Source organism: Deinococcus phoenicis, from assembly GCF_000599865.1.
In the GTDB taxonomy this organism is placed as follows: Bacteria; Deinococcota; Deinococci; order Deinococcales; family Deinococcaceae; genus Deinococcus; species Deinococcus phoenicis.
The window spans coordinates 74,404-90,274 of the sequence record NZ_JHAC01000011.1 but is presented as its reverse complement, the minus strand read 5'-3'; the positions used below and the strand labels follow the sequence as shown (position 1 = coordinate 90,274).

Genomic DNA, 15,871 nt, shown 5'->3' with positions numbered 1-15,871 from the left:
TGACCTTGCCAACAATTCAGGATCGAGTCCTGCCCCGGTGCCCGGCACCGCCGCCTCCCCCGCCCTCCCTCTCAGGAGTCCCGCATGTCTGACGTTTCCCAGTCCCGTGCCGTTCCCACTTCCAGCCTCGACCGCTACTTCGGCTTGAGTGCCTCCGGCTCGACTGTTCCGCGCGAAATCCGGGCGGGCATCACCACCTTCCTCACGATGAGCTACATCCTCTTCGTGAATCCGCAGGTGCTCTCGACGGCCATCCACGTGCCGAACGCCTTTGTGCAGCTGCTGATGACCACCGCCATCGCCGCGGCTTTCGGATGCCTGGTCATGGGCTTGATCGCCAGGTATCCCTTTGCCCAGGCGCCCGGCATGGGCCTGAACGCCTTCTTTGCCTTCACGGTCGTGCAAGGGATGGGTATTCCGTGGCAGACCGCACTGGGCGCGGTGTTCATCAGCGGCGTGCTGTTCGTGCTGCTGAGTGTGATCGGGGCGCGGCAGGCCATCGTGCAGGCCATTCCGCACGCGCTGAAGTTCGCCATCACGGGCGGCATCGGTGCCTTTCTGGCCTTCCTGGGCCTGAAGAACGCCGGGATCGTCGTCAGCAACCCCGCGACGCTGGTGGGCCTCGGCTCGCTGACCGCCCCGCCGGTGTGGCTGGCGCTGCTGGGCCTGATCATCACCGCCGTGCTGATGACCCGCCGCGTGACCGGGGCGATTCTGTGGGGCATTCTGGCGACCACCGTGATCGCCATCCTGACGCGCGCCGCCGTGTACGCGGGCGGGGCAAACGGTGCCCTCCAGGCCTTTCCCGGCTTCGACGGGCGCTTCCTGGGCGTCTTCGACACGCCCGTCTGGCCGGGGGCGCTGGTCGGCCAGATGGACCTCGCCGGGGCGCTGGGCCTGGGCCTGCTGAGCGTGGTCTTCACCTTCTTCTTCGTGGACTTCTTCGACGCGACCGGCACCCTGACCGGCCTCTCGCAGCGGGCGGGCTTCCTCGACGAGCAGGGCAACATGCCGCGCGCCCGCCGCCTGTTTGCGATGGACGGCCTGGCCGCGATGTTCGGCGCGTTCATGGGCACCTCGACCACCACCGCCTATGTCGAGAGTGCCTCGGGCATCGGGGAGGGGGGGCGCACCGGCCTCACCGCCGTGACCGTCGGCGTGCTGTTCCTGCTGAGCATGTTCCTGTGGCCGCTGGCCGCCGCGATTCCCGGGGCCGCCACCGCCCCCGCCCTGATCCTGGTCGGCGCGCTGATGATGGAAGGCGTGCGCCACGTGGACTGGGACGACATCAGCGAGGGCCTGCCCGCCTTCCTGACCATCATCGCCATGCCGCTGACCTTCTCCATCGCCAACGGCGTCAGCCTGGGCGTCATCAGCTACTGCGCCATCAAGCTGTTCAGCGGTGAGGCCCGCAAGGTCAGCCCGATCCTGTACGTGGTGGCGGCGCTGCTGCTGATCCGCTACATCTGGCTGATGGGCGAATAGCCTGCCCGCCTGATCTGCCCGCCCCCTTCCAGGGCATTTCTCAACTCCAGGTCCTGACCCGTGTGGTCGGGACCGTTTTTCTTCAGGAGGTTCTGTCATGACCCACCCGGCCCCTGCTCCCCAGACCTTGCTGCGCGGCATCCACACCCTGCTGACCATGCAGGGCGAACGTGCGGCCCCCGCCCCCCCGATTCCCGACGCCGCCGTGCTGATCGAGGGCGAGCGCGTGCGCTGGGTCGGCCCCGAACGCGACCTGCCCGCCGAACTGCTGGCCCCCGACCACCAGGTCCGCGACCTCGGCGGGCACGTGGTCCTGCCCGGTCTGATCAACACCCACCATCACCTCTACCAGAACCTCACCCGCTGCCTGGCGCCCGACGCGGGGCTGTTCGACTGGCTGCGGACCCTGTACCCGATCTGGCTGCGCCTGACGCCGGAAGCGGCCTTCGTGAGCGCCCAGGTGGGGCTGGCCGAGCTGGCGCTCTCCGGCTGCACCACCAGCAGCGACCACCTGTATCTCTACCCCAACGGGGTGCGGCTGGACGACACCATCCACGCGGCCCTGGAAACGGGCCTGCGCTTCCACGCCACACGCGGCAGCATGAGCCTGGGCGAGTCACAGGGGGGGCTGCCGCCCGACCGCGCCGTGGAACGTGAGGACCACATCCTGCGCGACAGCGAGCGCGTGATCGCGGCCTTCCACGATTCCGCGCCGCTGGCCCGGACGCGGGTGGCCCTGGCCCCCTGCTCGCCCTTCTCGGTGACGGGCGACCTGATGCGCGAGAGTGCCCGGCTGGCCCGGTCGCGCGGCGTGATGCTCCACACCCACCTGGCCGAAACCGCCGACGAGGACGCCTTCTGCCTGGCAAAGTTCGGCCTACGCCCGCTGGACTACGCCGAGTCGGTGGAGTGGCTGGGGCCGGACGTGTGGTTCGCGCACGGGGTGCATTTCAGCCCGGCGGACGCCGTGCGCCTGGGCCAGTGCGGCTGCGGCGTCGCCCACTGCCCCAGCAGCAACATGCGTCTGGCGAGCGGCATCGCGCCCGTCAGAACACTGCTGGAAGCCGGGGTGAAGGTGGCCCTCGGCGTGGACGGCAGCGCCAGCAACGACGGCGCCCACCTGATCGGGGAGGCGCGGCAGGCATTGCTCTCCTCGCGTGTGCGCGGCGCTCCCGGTGAGGCCCCCCGCACGGCGGACGCCCTGACTGCGCTGGAAGCCCTCTGGCTCGCCACGCGCGGCGGGGCCGAGGTGCTGGGCCGGGACGATATCGGCCAGCTTGCCCCCGGCTTTGCCGCCGATCTAGTCGCGGTGGACCTGCGGTCGCTGACGTTCGCCGGTTCCAGGCACAACCCCCTCGCCGCCCTGACGCTGTGCAGCCCGCCGCGTGTGGCCCTGAACATGGTCGGCGGGCGTGTGGTCGTGGAAGGTGGCGAACTGGCGACGCTGGACCTGCCGCCCCTGCTGGAGCGTCACGAGCGCCTGAGCCGGGCGATGATCGAGGGCTGAGACTTTTCACGCCAAAAGAGAGGGAGAGGCCGCATCTGGGCCTCTCCCTCTCACGCTTTCAGGTTCAGGCGGGCTGTCCCTCCGCCGCCGGGGCCACCGGCTGGGTGGGCAGGCGCCACAGTGTCCGGGCCGTGGCCGCCGCCAGTCCCGCGCCCAGCAGCGGGCCGACCCAGTACACCCACTGGGAGGTCCAGTCGCCGGATACCAGCGCCGGGCCGAACACGCGGGCGGGGTTCATCGCCGCGCCGGAAATGGGGCCGCCCGCCAGGATATCCATCACGATGGTGAGGCCCACGATCAGGCCGCCCAGCGCGTGCCCCTGCCGCACGGCGACCTTCAGGATCACCAGCACCAGGAAGAAGGTCAGGAGGGTTTCCATCCCCAGCGCGGTCATGGCGCTGACGCCCAGGCCGGGGTTGGGCTGCCCGAAGCCCGCCTGCGCGAGCGCCGCCTGACCCTTCAGGCCCAGCACGGCGAAGGCCCCCAGCGCCCCGCCCACGAGCTGCGCCAGCGCAAAGCGCAGCGTGTCCCCCCAGGTCTGCTTGCCGATCAGGCTGAGGCCCAGGCTCACGGCGGGGTTGAACTGCCCGCCGCTGACGGTGCCCAGCGCGGTCGCCATCACGGCGATGGCGAGGCCGTGCGCGAAGGCCACGCCCAGCAGGTCCGCGCCGTTGGCGATGGCGAACATGCCGACGAACACCAGGGTAAAGGTGCCGATCAACTCGGCCAGCATCTTGCCGAGGATCATGCCTGCTGGCCCTCCTGAGCAGGCGCGCGGAACGGCAGGTACTTCGGCGTCCAGAACCTGGCGCGCACCAGGTCGGTCAGCGCCGCCTCGTCCAGGCCGTCCAGCCCCTTCTCCTGCGCCACGCCGTCGCGCAGCGTCTGCCCGATCACGCGCACGGCGACCTCCACGCTGGCCTCGGGCAGCTCGCTGACGGGCGGGTAGAGGCGGCCCGGGTGCGTCCGGGCGGTGTAGTCGGCCAGCGCGTAGGCGGCCTCCAGCACCATCTCGTCGGTGATCTCGCTCGCGCCCGCCAGGATCGCGCCGAAGCCCAGGCCGGGGAAAATGAAGGCGTTGTTGCCCTGCCCGATGGCGTACGTCTGCCCGTTCAGCTCCACCGGGGCGAAGGGGCTGCCGGTGGCGACGAGCGCCGCGCCGTCCGTCCAGCGCAGCACGTCCTCGGGGAGCGCTTCGGTGTTGGCGGTGGGGTTGGACAGCGGGAAGACGATGGGCCGCGCGGCATTGGCGTGAACGGCCTTCACCACGTCCTCGCTGAAGATACCGCCCTGCCCGCTGAGGCCCAGCAGCACGGTGGCCTTCGCCTCACGCACCACGTTCAGGAGGTCGGTGCCCGCCCAGCCGTCCGTCACGGCCTTCGGCGTGGCAAGGGACTGCTTGTAGTCCTCCATCTGGCGGTCGTCGGTGAGCAGGCCGCGCGAGTCGAGGACGAAGACACGCTGGGCAATCTCGTCCGCGCCGAGGCCCTCGCGCTTCAGGCCCTCGCGGATGGCGGTGGCGACACCAGCGCCGCCGGCTCCCGCCCCGTGAATCACGATCACCTGTTCGGCCAGCCGCTCACCCTTCACGGCGCAGGCCCGCAGCACGCCCGCCAGCGTGACCGCGCCGGTGCCCTGAATGTCGTCGTTGAAGCTCGGTACCACCTTGCGGTAGCGCTCCAGAACCTGGAAAGCCGCGTCCTTGGAAAAGTCCTCCCACTGGATGATCGCCTTGGGATACCGTTTCCGGGTCGCCTCCACGAAGCGGTCCACGAACGCCAGGTACTCGTCCCCGGTCAGGCGCCGGTGGCGCACGCCCAGATAGTCGGGATCGTCCAGCAGGTCCTGCCGGTTGGTGCCCACGCCCAGCTCGACCGGCAACGTTTTGTCCGGCCCCACGCCGCCCGCCACCACATAGAGGCTGAGCTTGCCTATAGAAATGCCCATCCCGCCGAAGCCCTGGTCCCCGATGCCCAGAATCGCGCTGGAATCGGTCGCCACGATGATGCGCACGTCGTTCAGCGGCACGTTCTCCAGCGCCTGCTCTGCCCGCCCGATGTTGTCGGTCGAGAGCATCAGGCCGCGCGGCACGCGGTAGATCTTGCTGAACTCCTGCACCGCCTGGCCCACGGTGGGCGTGTACACGATGGGCAGCATCTCCCCCACGTGCGCGGCCAGCAGCGCGTAGAACAGCACCTCGTTGCGGTCTTGCAGGTTGCGTAGGAACACGTGCCGGTCGAGCGGCTCCTGAATCTGCACGTAGTCGCGGTAGAGGCGGTCCACCAGCGTCTCCAGCGTGTCCACCTGCGGCGCGATCAATCCGTCGAGGCCCAGCGTCTCGCGCTCCTCGTGGGTAAAGGCGGTGCCCTTGTTCAGCAGGGGGATGCGGGTGAGGTCGAAGCCCTTCACGAAGGGTTCGAGGTAACGGCGGCCCTGGGCGTCGCGTCGCACGTCGTAATGGGTGGTGACGGGAAGGCGGTCCTCGGTGGTGGTCATGCTGTCTCCTCTCGGGGCAGGTGCGCTGGCTTTTACGCAATGAAAAAGAATTTCAGAACTGTTCCAGGAAGCCCCCAGATCTGCGGGGCGGGCGGGGAAGGGGCGGGGTTAGCGGAGTTCCAGCGGGTGGCGGTTCATGTCCTTGTAGAGCAGGTACTTGCTCCACGTCTTGCCCAGCGCGCCGTACCACTGCGGGCAGTGCGCGCCCATCCAGATCACGTCGCCCTGCGTGACCGGCAGCAGGCGTTCACCCAGGCGGTAGATGCCTTCGCCCTCCAGCATCAGCAGGCCGTGTTCCATGTAATGAATCTCCACGTAGGGCAGCGTGGCGCCCGGCGCGTAGCTCATGGTGGTTACGATGAAGTCGAACTGCGCCGCGTCGGGCAGCAGCTTGCGGGCGATCAGGCCGGGGTCGCCCTCGAACTCGTAGCCCTCCAGTTGGCGCTCATTGCCGAGGAAGACTTCCGGCGCCGGCAGGCCCTCCAGCTGCGGGTGAAAACGCTTCTCGAACACCGAGACGCGGGCGGCCTGTTCGCTGCGCAGCGTGTGGTCTGTCCCGGCGGGCAGGTAGGCGTAGTCGTATTCACCGAGGCGGTGCGTCTCGCCGTTCACGGAAAGTTCCACCTCGCCGTCCAGCACGAAGACGAACCGCTGGATGTCACGGGGAGGCGCGCTCGCTTCCGCGCCGGGGGCCATCTCGGCGGTGAACTGGGTGAAGCGTGCGCCCTGCCCGATCACCGGGGCGATGTGGACGATACAGGCCGTGTTCTTCCATTCGAGGGCAGTGGTCCGGATAAAGGTTTCGGGCGTCAGCAGCGCGTATTCCTGATTCACGACGCTGCGGGTCTGGCCGAGCTGTTGCAGGCTGGGTTGGCAGTTCAAGCGGTTTCCTCCTGGGGAATGGGGGCGGGACGCAGGAAGCGGCCCTGGGGCGGATGGGGAAAGTGGCCGTCCTGGTACACGGTCTGGCCGCGCAGCAGCGTGCGGCGCACCTGACCCCGGAAAGTCCGGCCCACGTAAGGGCTGAACTTCCAGCGGGTGTGCAGGTCGTCCTGGGTGTGGACCCACTCGGTGTCGAGGGCCACCAGCGCCAGGTCGGCGTCCGCGCCGGGGTCCAGGCGGCCCTTCCCGGCGAGGCCGAAGCGCTCAGCGGGCGTGCGGGCGCACAGGCGGGCGATGTCGGGCAGGGACAGGCCGCGCTCCCGGCCCTCGGTCAGCAGGACTGAGAGCGTGGACTGCACGCCCGCGATGCCGCCCCAGATGCTGAAGAAGTCCTCCCCGGTCTTGAGGTCCAGGCTGCTGGGCGAGTGGTCCGAGCCGATGGTGTCGATGAGGCCCTCGCAGATGGCCGACCACAACGCGTCCACCTCCCGCTGCGGGCGCAGGGGCGGCGCGCACTTCAGCACCGCGCCCAGCCGCTCCATGTCCTCACCGGTGAAGGAGAGGTAATGCGGGCAGGTTTCGATGCTCACGTCCACGCCGCGCGCGCGGGCCTCGGCGGCCAGCGCCACCGCCCGCCCGGTGCTGAGGTGGACGAGGTGGATTTTCGCGCCCGTCTCCTCGGCCAGCAGCAGGGCACGGCCCACCGCCTCCACCTCCGCGATGGCGGGGCGGCTGCGCAGGTAGTCCGCGCAACTGCTGCCACCCTCCGCACGAATCCGCACGGCGAGGCCCCCGGTGATGGAATCGTTCTCCGCGTGCAGCGCCACGATCCGGTCCAGTTCGCGCGCCACCTTCATCCCCTCGTAGAGCGTCAGGTCGTCGGGAGACGTGAACTCGGCCAGGCCGCTGTTGCTCATGAACGCTTTGAAGCCCACCGCGCCCGCCTCGGCCAGGTCGGGCAGCCAGGCCAGGTTGCCGGAGGTCAGGCCGCCCCACAGCGCGAAGTCCGTGTAGGATTGCCCCTCCGCCACCTGCCGCTTGGCGTCCAGGGTCGCGGCGTCAATGACCGGCGGCGCGCTGTTCAGCGGCATGTCCGCGAAGACGGTGCCGCCCCCCGCCGCCAGAGCCCGGCTGCCGGTGTCGATCCCTTCCCATTCGGTGCGGCCCGGCTCGTTGAAGTGGACGTGGATATCCACCGCGCCGGGAAAGACGTGCAGGCCACGCGCGTCGATCTCCTCGCGGGCGCCCCCCGTCAGTTCAGGGGCGATCTCCACGATGCGGCCTTCCACCACGCCCAGGTCGGCCGTCTCCACACCCCCTTCCCGCACCACTTGCCCGCCGCGCACCAGCAGGTCGTACATCAGCGCGCCTCCTCCCGCTCAGCGAGCAGTTGCAGGAAGCGGGTGCCGACGCGCAACGCTGCCTCCACGTCCTCCTCACGCACGGCCTCTTCGGGGTGGTGGCTCAGCCCGCCGGGGCTGCGGAGGAAGAGCATGACGGCGGGCCAGGTGTGGCCCAGCAGCATCGCGTCGTGCCCTGCGCCGCTGACCATTGGGGTAGAAACGTGGCCCTCCTGGCTCAGCGCCTCGCCCAGCAGTTCGGTGAGGGCGGGGTCCATCGGCGTGGCCTCTTCCTCCAGCCGCACCTCGTGGGTGAAGGTGAGGTCGCGTGCCTCCGCGAGCTGCTGCGCTTCCGCGAGGAGCTGCGCCAGCGCCGCCTCCCGCACCTCGTCCTGCGCGTGGCGGAGGTCCAACGTGAACTGCACCTCGCCGGGAATCACGTTGCTGGCGCCGGGCAGCGGCCTGAGTGCGCCGACGGTGGCGACCAGGCCGGGCGTGTTGCGCGCCAGGTTCTCGGCGGCCAGCACAAAGGCACTCGCGCCGGCCAGCGCATCGCGGCGCAGGTGCATGGGCGTGGTGCCCGCGTGGTTGGCCTTACCGGTGAAGGTGAAGTTCAGGCGCGATTGCCCGGCGATGGCATTCACGGCGGCCAGCGAACGGTCCTCGGCCTCCAGCACCGGCCCCTGCTCGATGTGCATTTCCAGGTAGCCCAGCACGTCTTCCCTGAGCTGCGCCGCCGCGAGCTGCCCCACGTCCAGCCCATACTCGGTGATGGCCTGCGCGACCGTTTTGCCCTGCGCGTCGGTCACGGTCAGCAGTTCCTCGGCGGTCCCCAGCAGCGCCCGGCTGCCGATGAAGGGCACACTGAAGCGCACGCCTTCCTCCTCGCTGAAGCCCACGAGTTCGACATGGTAGGGCAGCTCCGTGTCCTTCAGCGCGTCCAGCAGCGCCAGCCCCAGCACCACGCCCAGCACGCCGTCATACGCGCCCGCGTTGGGCACGCTGTCGAGGTGCGAGCCGATGACCAGGGTGCGGGCATTCGGTTGCTGGCTGCGGCGGGATGCGCGCCAGTTGCCGGCGGCGTCCTCGCGGGTCTGGAGGCCCAGCGCGGCGGCCCAGGCGTCCAGCCGGGCATGCGTGTCATGCATCGGCGCGCAGAGGAAGGTGCGGGTAATCTGGCCGGGTTCCTCGGTGTAGGAGGCGATATCGGCGCAGCAGGTGAGGGTGCGTTCGGCCAGATCGGTCAGTGCGTTGGAGGGTCGGGAAGTGGTCATGCGGGATGAACCTCGTCGAGGGTGCGGGCGGCGGCGGGAAAGAAGGGCGGGCAGCGTTCGGGCAGAACCAGGGCGCGCAGCAGCCGCGCGGCGGGTTCCTGCGGGTCGGCCTGCTCGGCCAGCCACGCGGTGAACCGCTCGGGCGTCAGCACCTCTCCATTGTCCAGCCGAATGCGGTGATGCACCCACTGCCACAGTTGCGCGCGGGCCAGTTCGGCGGTGGCGGTGTCCTCCACCCGATTGTTTCGCACGTTCACGCCCTGCCCGGCCAGCCAGGCCCGGAAGTACGTCACGGTCACGCCGATGGCCTCGCGCACGGCGGAAAGTGGGACCTGTTCCGCGCGGGGAAAGGCCAGCAGTTCCGCCGCGACTTCCTCCTCGGGCTTGGGAGAGGGCGGGGAGGCGGGCGGGGCGGACTGGAACACTTCCCGGACGGTCGGAATCAGGCCCGGCAGCCCGGCCCAGGCCGCCACGTAGCCCTGTGACGCCTCGCGTTCCTTGTCGGCTCGGACCGTGGCCAGAGCAGGTTCGGGGTCGGCGGGGTCGGGGGCCAGCGCAGCAGTCCCCCCAATCGCCTGCGCGCCCCGGCGGGCACAGACCCGCGCCAGATTCTCCTCGTAGGCCCGCATCGAGGGTTGCCCCATATGCAGCTCACCCCGTTCGGGCAGGCAGAAGCGCGGGTCTGTGCCCAGCCATTTAAGCGTGCTGAACACATAATCCCATCTCCCCGCGTTCAGCCCGAAAGCCCGCTCCCGCAGCGCGTACAGCAGTTCATCGGCGTAGAAGGCCCCGGGCAGCGTCTCGATCTGGATGCAGACCCGGATGCTGTTCGGCGCGCGCCCCGTGAGCCGCTCGGCTTCCGTCAGCAGGTCCTGCCAGAACTCGGCCTCTTCGGGAAACTCCAGCTTGGGGATGTACACGTAGAGCGTCTCCCGCTCTCCGAACGCCTCCACGTAGGCGGCTAGGTCCTGAAGGCTGGCGCTGTCCCCGTTTTCATCTTCCATGTAAAGCGGACGGGGGCGGGTCATCGGGAGGGGGCCACCCGTCGCGGGCGCGCTCCGCAGGTTCGCGTGCCCGCTGCGGAGGTTCTCCGGGGTGGGCGAGAAGGTGTCGTCGAAGTCGAAGATCAGCGCGTCGGGGCCAGCTTGCAGGGCGGCCTGAAGCGCCGCCGCGTCGTTGGGTTCCACCAGTTGCTCTACCTGGCGGACTTGCAGCTCGGCGGGCGGGGGCGCCACCTGCCAGTCGCCCGCGCGGATGGCCGTGGTCCGGGGGTCAAAGCCGGGTGTCCAGTCGCCCCGGGGGCGGGAGAGCAGGGTGCGCCGGCGCTCCGCGAAAAGGCCCTGGAGTGTGCGGTGCAGGTCGGTGCCGGGTGTGGTCACAGGTATCTCCGGGGGGCCGCGCCTGGGGCGGGGTACGCTGGGTCTCCACATCTCCAGCAGGAACGGCACGGGGAAAGAGGGCTGAGCGGCTGTGCCTAGGGTGTAACACGCGTCCGCCATATTTGTCAAAGAGCGGACATATTTTTTACTCTATAAAACATAGACGACGAAGTAGTTTCAGCTAGTGTAGCACCCCGCCCCGACCGCCGCTCGTCTTTCGCCCGCTTTCCTGACGGCTGCGGCAAGGATGGATTTCTTCATAAGATGAAAAACAGTTCTACGGATTGACAAAAGCAGCGGGGGCACTTACGCTTCCTGCAAGGAGGAAAAGAAGATGCCGAAGATGACTGCGGTCGAGGCCGCCGTACACGTGATGCGCCTGGAGGGTGTGGATACCGCCTTCGGGGTGCCGGGAGCCGCCATCAACCCGCTGTATGCCGCGCTGCGGAAGATCGGTGGGGTGAATCACATCCTGGCCCGCCACGTCGAGGGGGCCTCGCACATGGCCGACGGGTACACCCGCGCCAAGGCCGGAAACATCGGCGTGTGCATCGGCACCAGCGGCCCCGCCGGGACGGATATGATCACCGGCCTGTACGCGGCCATTGCCGACAGCGTGCCGATCCTGTGCATCACCGGTCAGGCCCCCCGCGCCCGCCTGTACAAGGAAGACTTTCAGGCGGTGGACATCGAGAGCATCGCCAAGCCGGTCACCAAGATGGCCGTGACGGTGCGCGAACCCGCCCTCGTTCCGCGCGTCTTCCAGCAGGCCTTCCACCTGATGCGCTCGGGTCGCCCCGGCCCGGTCCTGATCGACCTGCCCTTCGACGTGCAGATGGCCGAGATCGAGTTCGACCCCGAGACCTACTCGCCCCTGCCCGTCTACAAGCCCGCCGCGACCCGCGCCCAGATCGAAAAGGCGATGACGATGCTCAACGAGGCCGAGCGCCCGCTGATCGTGTCGGGCGGCGGCGTGGTCAATGCGGACGCCTCGGACCTGCTCCAGACCTTCGCGGAACTCACCGGCGTGCCCGTGATCCCCACCCTGATGGGCTGGGGCACCATTCCCGACGACCACCCGCTGATGGCGGGCATGGTGGGCCTCCAGACCTCGCAGCGCTACGGCAACGCGACGATGCTGGCCTCCGATTTCGTGCTGGGAATCGGCAACCGCTGGGCCAACCGCCACACCGGCGGGCTGGACGTGTACACCGAGGGGCGCAAGTTCGTCCACGTGGACATCGAACCCACCCAGATCGGGCGCGTGTTCGGCCCCGACTACGGCATCGTCTCCGACGCGAAGGCCGCGCTGGAACTCTTCGTCGAGGTGGCCCGCGAGTGGCGCGCCGCCGGGAAGCTCAAGGACCGGGGCGAGTGGGCCGAACAGTGCCGCGAGCGCAAGGCCACCATGCTGCGCAAGACGCACTATGACAACGTGCCGATCAAGCCCCAGCGCGTCTACGAGGAGATGAACAAGGCGTTCGGCCGCGACGTGACTTACGTCACCACCATCGGCCTGTCGCAGATTGCGGGCGGACAGTTCCTGCACGTCTACAAGCCGCGTCACTGGATCAACGCCGGTCAGGCCGGGCCGCTGGGCTGGACCGTGCCCGCCGCCCTGGGTGTGGCCGCCGCCTGCCCCGACGCGGAAGTCGTGGCCCTCTCCGGCGACTACGACTTCCAGTTCATGATCGAGGAACTGGCGGTGGGCGCACAGTTCAACCTGCCCTTCCTCCAGGTGCTCGTGAACAACTCCTACCTGGGATTGATCCGCCAGTCGCAGCGCGGCTTCGACATGGACTATCAGGTGCAGCTCGCCTTCGAGAACATCAACTCGCCCGAGGTGAACGGCTACGGCGTGGACCACCTCAAGGTGGTGGAGGGCCTGGGCTGCAAGGCGCTGCGCGTGTTCAAGCCCGACGACATCCTGCCCGCCTTCGAGAAGGCCCGCGACCTGATGCGCGAGCACCGCGTGCCGGTGGTGGTGGAAGTGATCCTGGAGCGTGTGACCAACATCAGCATGGGCACCGAGATCAACAACATCACCGAGTTCGAGGACCTGGCCGAGAATGCCAAAGAGGACGCGCCGACGGCCATCGCGTTGCTGGACTGAAGAGCTGAGGGGGCGGGGATCAGGAAGAAACCTAATCCCTACCCCTTAGTCCTCACTCCCGAGGGACTTATGACCAAATTTGCTGCCAATCTCACCATGCTGTTTCAGGAAGTGCCGTTCCTGGAGCGGTTCGCTGCCGCCCGACAGGCGGGCTTCGATGCCGTCGAGTACATGTTTCCCTACCCCTTCTCGCCGGAGGAACTGCGCGCGCAGCTTCAGGGGCATGGGCTGAAGCAGGTGCTCTTCAACCTGCCCGCTGGGAACTGGGAGGCCGGGGAGCGCGGGATCGCCGTGCTGCCGGACCGCCAGGAGGAGTTCCGCCAGGGCGTGACGCGCGCGCTGACCTACGTGGAGGCGCTGCGGAATGACGGCGCGCCGCCCCTGGTGAACTGCTTGGTCGGCAAACTGCCCGCTGGGGCGGACGAGGGCAAGGCCCGCCACGTGCTGGTGGAGAACCTGCGCTATGCCGCTGCCGAACTGAAGAAAGTGAGCGTCACTCTCCTCATTGAGCCGATCAACCCGCACGACATCCCCGGCTTCTTCCTCCGCACGCCCGACCAGGCCGCCGCCCTGATCGATGAGGTGGGCGCGGACAACCTGAAGATTCAGTACGATCTGTACCACCAGCAGCGCACCGAGGGGCAACTGCTCGACACCTTCCGCCGTCTTCAGGACCGGATCGGGCACGTGCAGCTCGCGGACGTGCCGGGCCGTCACCAGCCGGGCACCGGGGAGATCAACTATCCCTTCGTGCTGGCCGCGCTGGACCGGGACGGGTACGACGGGTACGTGGGCCTGGAATACATCCCCGAGGGGGACACGGTGGCTTCGCTGGCCTGGATGCAGGCCCTCAAGGAAGGAGTGCAGGCATGACGACGGGCACGCAAAAGGAACGTATCGGCTTTATCGGTCTGGGCATCATGGGCCTCCCGATGGCCCGCAACCTGATGAAGGCGGGCTACAGCCTCACTGTGAACAACCGTGGCCCCGAGGCGGAGCAGGCGCTCGCCGCCGAGGGCGCGCAGGTGGCCCGCACTGCCCGCGAGGTCGCGGAGCAGAGCGACATCGTGATCACCATGCTGCCCGACAGCCCGCAGGTGGAAGAGGTCGTGCTGGGCGAGAACGGCGTGGCGGAGGGCCTGAAGCCCGGTGGCCTCTACATCGACATGAGCAGCATCGCGCCCAGTACCGCGCAGAAGGTCGCGGAGGCGCTGAAGGCGAAGGGAGCCGATGCCCTCGACGCGCCCGTGTCCGGCGGGGAAGTCGGTGCGCAGCAGGCCACCCTCAGCATCATGGTGGGCGGCAGCGAGGACGCCTTCGAGCGTGCCCGCCCGGTGTTCGAGGCGGTCGGCAAGAACATCGTCTACATCGGCGGTCCCGGTGCCGGGCAGGTGACCAAGATCTGTAACCAGATTGTCGTGGCGCTGACCATCCAGGCGGTGGCTGAGGCGCTCACCCTGGCGCGCAAGAGTGGCGTGGACGCGGCGAAGGTGCGCGAGGCGCTGCTGGGTGGGTTCGCGCAGAGCCGCATTCTGGACCTGCACGGGCAGCGCATTCTGGACGGCAACTTCAAGCCGGGCTTCCGCATCCACCTGCACCGCAAGGACCTGCGTCTCGCGCTGGAGGCGGGCCGCGAGCAGGCCGTGCCCCTCTTCGCCACCGCGAATGCCGCCGAGCTGATGAACAGCATGATCGCGCAGGGCATGGGCGACCTCGACCACTCGGGCCTCGCGGCGCTGTACGCGAAGCTGTCCGGGCTGGACTGAGATGACCGCGCCGGGCAAGGCCGCCCACATGCGGGTGCTGCTGGAAGACAGCTACCGTTCGGCGCTGGAGGCGGTCGCCCCCGCCCGCCTGCTGGCCCCCTATTTGACCGGGCCGCACCCCGACTTCGTGCTGGCGTTCGGAAAAGCCGCGCTGCCGATGCTGCGCGCCGCGCTGGAGGCTTACCCCGGTGTGCCCGGCCTGGCGGTGCCGCCGCGCGGAACGCTGGACCTCAGCGCGCCGGAGGGGGCAGAAGTCTTGCCCGGCAGCCACCCGGTCCCCGACGAGAACAGCACCGGGGCCGCCGAGCAGGCGCTGGCGCGGGTGCGGGAGTTGCCGGAAGGGGCGCAGCTCCTCGTGCTCGTCTCCGGTGGGGGCAGCGCCCTGCTCAGCGCCCCCTGGGGCGTGACGCTGGCGCAGAAGCAGGCGCTCACCCGTGAGCTGTTGCGGGCGGGTGCGGCCATCGAGGAGATCAACGCCGTCCGCAAGCACCTCTCGCAGGTGAAGGGCGGGCGGCTGGCGCAGGCGACCCGGGCACAGGTCCGCGCCCTGCTGATCTCGGACGTGATCGGCGACGACCCCTCGGTGATCGCCAGCGGTCCCACCGTGCCGGACGACACCACCTTCGCGGAGGCGCTGGCGGTGCTGGACCGCTACGGCATCGAGGCGCCCGAGGCCCGCGCCCATCTCTCGGCAGGCGCGCGGGGTGAGCTGGACGAGACACCCAAGCCCGGCGAACTGCCCCACGTCGAGAACACCATCATCGGCTCGAACCGCGTCTTGCTGGAGGCGGCGCAGGCGTACCTGACGGGACAGGGGGTGGAAGCGGTGATCCTCTCGGACACCTTCGAGGGCGAGGCGCGCGATCTGGCCGGGTTCCACGCCTCGCTGGTGCAGGGGATCCGCGACCACGGCACGCCCTTTCGGGGGCCGCTGGTGCTGCTCTCGGGTGGGGAAGCCACCGTGACCGTGCGCGGCGAGGGGCGCGGCGGGCGCAATCAGGAATTCGCGCTCTGGCTGCTTGAAGACCTGGGCGAACGCGGCGTGTATGCCCTCTCCGCCGGTTCGGACGGCATCGACGGCAACAGTGACGCGGCGGGGGCCTTTCTGACGCCCGATTCGCTGGCCCGTGCCCACGCCCTCGGCCTGGACCCGCGCGAGTTTCTGGCCCGCAACGACTCGGGCACCTTCTTTGCGGCGCTGGGGGACGCTCTGGTTACCGGCCCCAGTGGGCACAACCTCAACGACTACCGCGCCATTTTCGTGGAGTAGAGCATTTGTCCGAATTACACCGTTGGAGGGAAAACACCTCCAACGGTTCCATTCTCCCAAACGCTCTCCCTATTGCACTCGCTCCGCTCGGTCAAAAAGAAGGTCCCTTTTTGACAAATGCTCTAGGTGGCCCCCGGGGAGAGGAAAGGCGGCTGGCCCGGCACCTGCGGGGGGTCAGCCGTTCTGGCCTGAAGGCGGACGGCGGCGTTACTCACAAAGGGACGCCTGGCAGGCTTCCACAGGCTGTCCTCTCCATTAAAATGGAAATCAGCTTCATAGAGTGAAATTCCCGTTCGCGTCCCCCCGTTCCCCTTCCCCAGGAGATTTCCGTGACCACCACCCTGCAACTGCCCGCCGGT

General features: G+C 68.8%; 12 protein-coding genes. 6 read left to right on the top strand and 6 right to left on the bottom strand.

The features are described from left to right. The first annotated feature begins 84 nt into the window (after positions 1-84). Both DEIPH_RS03660 and DEIPH_RS03655 read left to right on the top strand, forming a co-directional pair. Positions 85-1,485: an NCS2 family permease gene (locus DEIPH_RS03660; RefSeq protein WP_034353980.1), complete on the top strand. Its 1,401-nt coding sequence runs from the start codon at positions 85-87 to the stop codon at positions 1,483-1,485. 97 nt (positions 1,486-1,582) lie between these two features. Then, entirely contained in the window at positions 1,583-2,992 is a 1,410-nt protein-coding gene (locus tag DEIPH_RS03655; protein ID WP_051517119.1) for an 8-oxoguanine deaminase, read from the top strand. Positions 2,993-3,056: 64 nt separating this feature from the next. Here DEIPH_RS03655 and DEIPH_RS03650 read toward each other — a convergent pair whose 3' ends face one another. The 6 genes from DEIPH_RS03650 to DEIPH_RS03625 form a co-directional block, all read right to left on the bottom strand. Further along, a complete protein-coding gene (locus DEIPH_RS03650) occupies positions 3,057-3,740 on the bottom strand; it encodes an MIP/aquaporin family protein (RefSeq protein ID WP_034353978.1) in 684 nt (227 codons plus the stop codon). Continuing rightward, entirely contained in the window at positions 3,737-5,488 is a 1,752-nt protein-coding gene (locus DEIPH_RS03645; protein WP_034353975.1) for an NAD-dependent malic enzyme, read from the bottom strand. The genes DEIPH_RS03650 and DEIPH_RS03645 overlap by 4 nt, the downstream gene beginning before the upstream one ends. A 108-nt stretch (positions 5,489-5,596) precedes the next feature. Continuing rightward, positions 5,597-6,370: a (S)-ureidoglycine aminohydrolase gene (gene allE, locus DEIPH_RS03640; RefSeq protein ID WP_081790756.1), complete on the bottom strand. Its 774-nt coding sequence runs from the start codon at positions 6,368-6,370 to the stop codon at positions 5,597-5,599. Then, positions 6,367-7,731, bottom strand: a complete 1,365-nt coding sequence (locus DEIPH_RS03635; RefSeq protein WP_034353972.1) for an allantoinase — start codon at positions 7,729-7,731, stop codon at positions 6,367-6,369. The genes allE and DEIPH_RS03635 overlap by 4 nt, the downstream gene beginning before the upstream one ends. Next, a complete protein-coding gene (locus DEIPH_RS03630; RefSeq protein ID WP_034353969.1) occupies positions 7,731-8,984 on the bottom strand; it encodes an allantoate amidohydrolase in 1,254 nt (417 codons plus the stop codon). Before DEIPH_RS03630 ends, DEIPH_RS03635 begins: the two co-directional genes overlap by 1 nt. Beyond that, positions 8,981-10,363 (bottom strand): aldolase/citrate lyase/malate synthase family protein, encoded by a 1,383-nt coding sequence (locus DEIPH_RS03625; protein ID WP_034353964.1) that lies wholly within the window; start codon positions 10,361-10,363, stop codon positions 8,981-8,983. Before DEIPH_RS03625 ends, DEIPH_RS03630 begins: the two co-directional genes overlap by 4 nt. Before the next feature lie 334 nt (positions 10,364-10,697). Between DEIPH_RS03625 and gcl the strand changes: the two genes are divergently transcribed. The 4 genes from gcl (at position 10,698) to DEIPH_RS03605 (ending at position 15,512) form a co-directional block, all read left to right on the top strand. Next, entirely contained in the window at positions 10,698-12,476 is a 1,779-nt protein-coding gene (gcl, locus tag DEIPH_RS03620; RefSeq protein WP_034353961.1) for a glyoxylate carboligase, read from the top strand. Between the two features lie 69 nt (positions 12,477-12,545). Next, entirely contained in the window at positions 12,546-13,349 is an 804-nt protein-coding gene (gene hyi, locus DEIPH_RS03615; protein WP_034353958.1) for a hydroxypyruvate isomerase, read from the top strand. After that, positions 13,346-14,242, top strand: coding sequence for a 2-hydroxy-3-oxopropionate reductase (locus DEIPH_RS03610; protein ID WP_034353956.1), 897 nt, complete (start codon positions 13,346-13,348; stop codon positions 14,240-14,242). Before hyi ends, DEIPH_RS03610 begins: the two co-directional genes overlap by 4 nt. A 1-nt stretch (position 14,243) precedes the next feature. Continuing rightward, the gene (locus tag DEIPH_RS03605) at positions 14,244-15,512 is read left to right on the top strand and encodes a glycerate kinase type-2 family protein (protein ID WP_200868149.1); all 1,269 of its coding nucleotides are present in this window, start codon (positions 14,244-14,246) and stop codon (positions 15,510-15,512) included. The last annotated feature ends 359 nt before the right edge of the window (positions 15,513-15,871 follow it).

Coding starts and splice junctions, on each gene's coding strand:
- DEIPH_RS03660 (WP_034353980.1), top strand. CDS start 85: ATGTCTGACGTTTCCCAGTCCCGTGCCGTTCCCACTTCCAGCCTCGAC.
- DEIPH_RS03655 (WP_051517119.1), top strand. CDS start 1,583: ATGACCCACCCGGCCCCTGCTCCCCAGACCTTGCTGCGCGGCATCCAC.
- DEIPH_RS03650 (WP_034353978.1), bottom strand. CDS start 3,740: ATGATCCTCGGCAAGATGCTGGCCGAGTTGATCGGCACCTTTACCCTG.
- DEIPH_RS03645 (WP_034353975.1), bottom strand. CDS start 5,488: ATGACCACCACCGAGGACCGCCTTCCCGTCACCACCCATTACGACGTG.
- DEIPH_RS03635 (WP_034353972.1), bottom strand. CDS start 7,731: ATGTACGACCTGCTGGTGCGCGGCGGGCAAGTGGTGCGGGAAGGGGGT.
- DEIPH_RS03630 (WP_034353969.1), bottom strand. CDS start 8,984: ATGACCACTTCCCGACCCTCCAACGCACTGACCGATCTGGCCGAACGC.
- gcl (WP_034353961.1), top strand. CDS start 10,698: ATGCCGAAGATGACTGCGGTCGAGGCCGCCGTACACGTGATGCGCCTG.
- hyi (WP_034353958.1), top strand. CDS start 12,546: ATGACCAAATTTGCTGCCAATCTCACCATGCTGTTTCAGGAAGTGCCG.
- DEIPH_RS03610 (WP_034353956.1), top strand. CDS start 13,346: ATGACGACGGGCACGCAAAAGGAACGTATCGGCTTTATCGGTCTGGGC.
- DEIPH_RS03605 (WP_200868149.1), top strand. CDS start 14,244: ATGACCGCGCCGGGCAAGGCCGCCCACATGCGGGTGCTGCTGGAAGAC.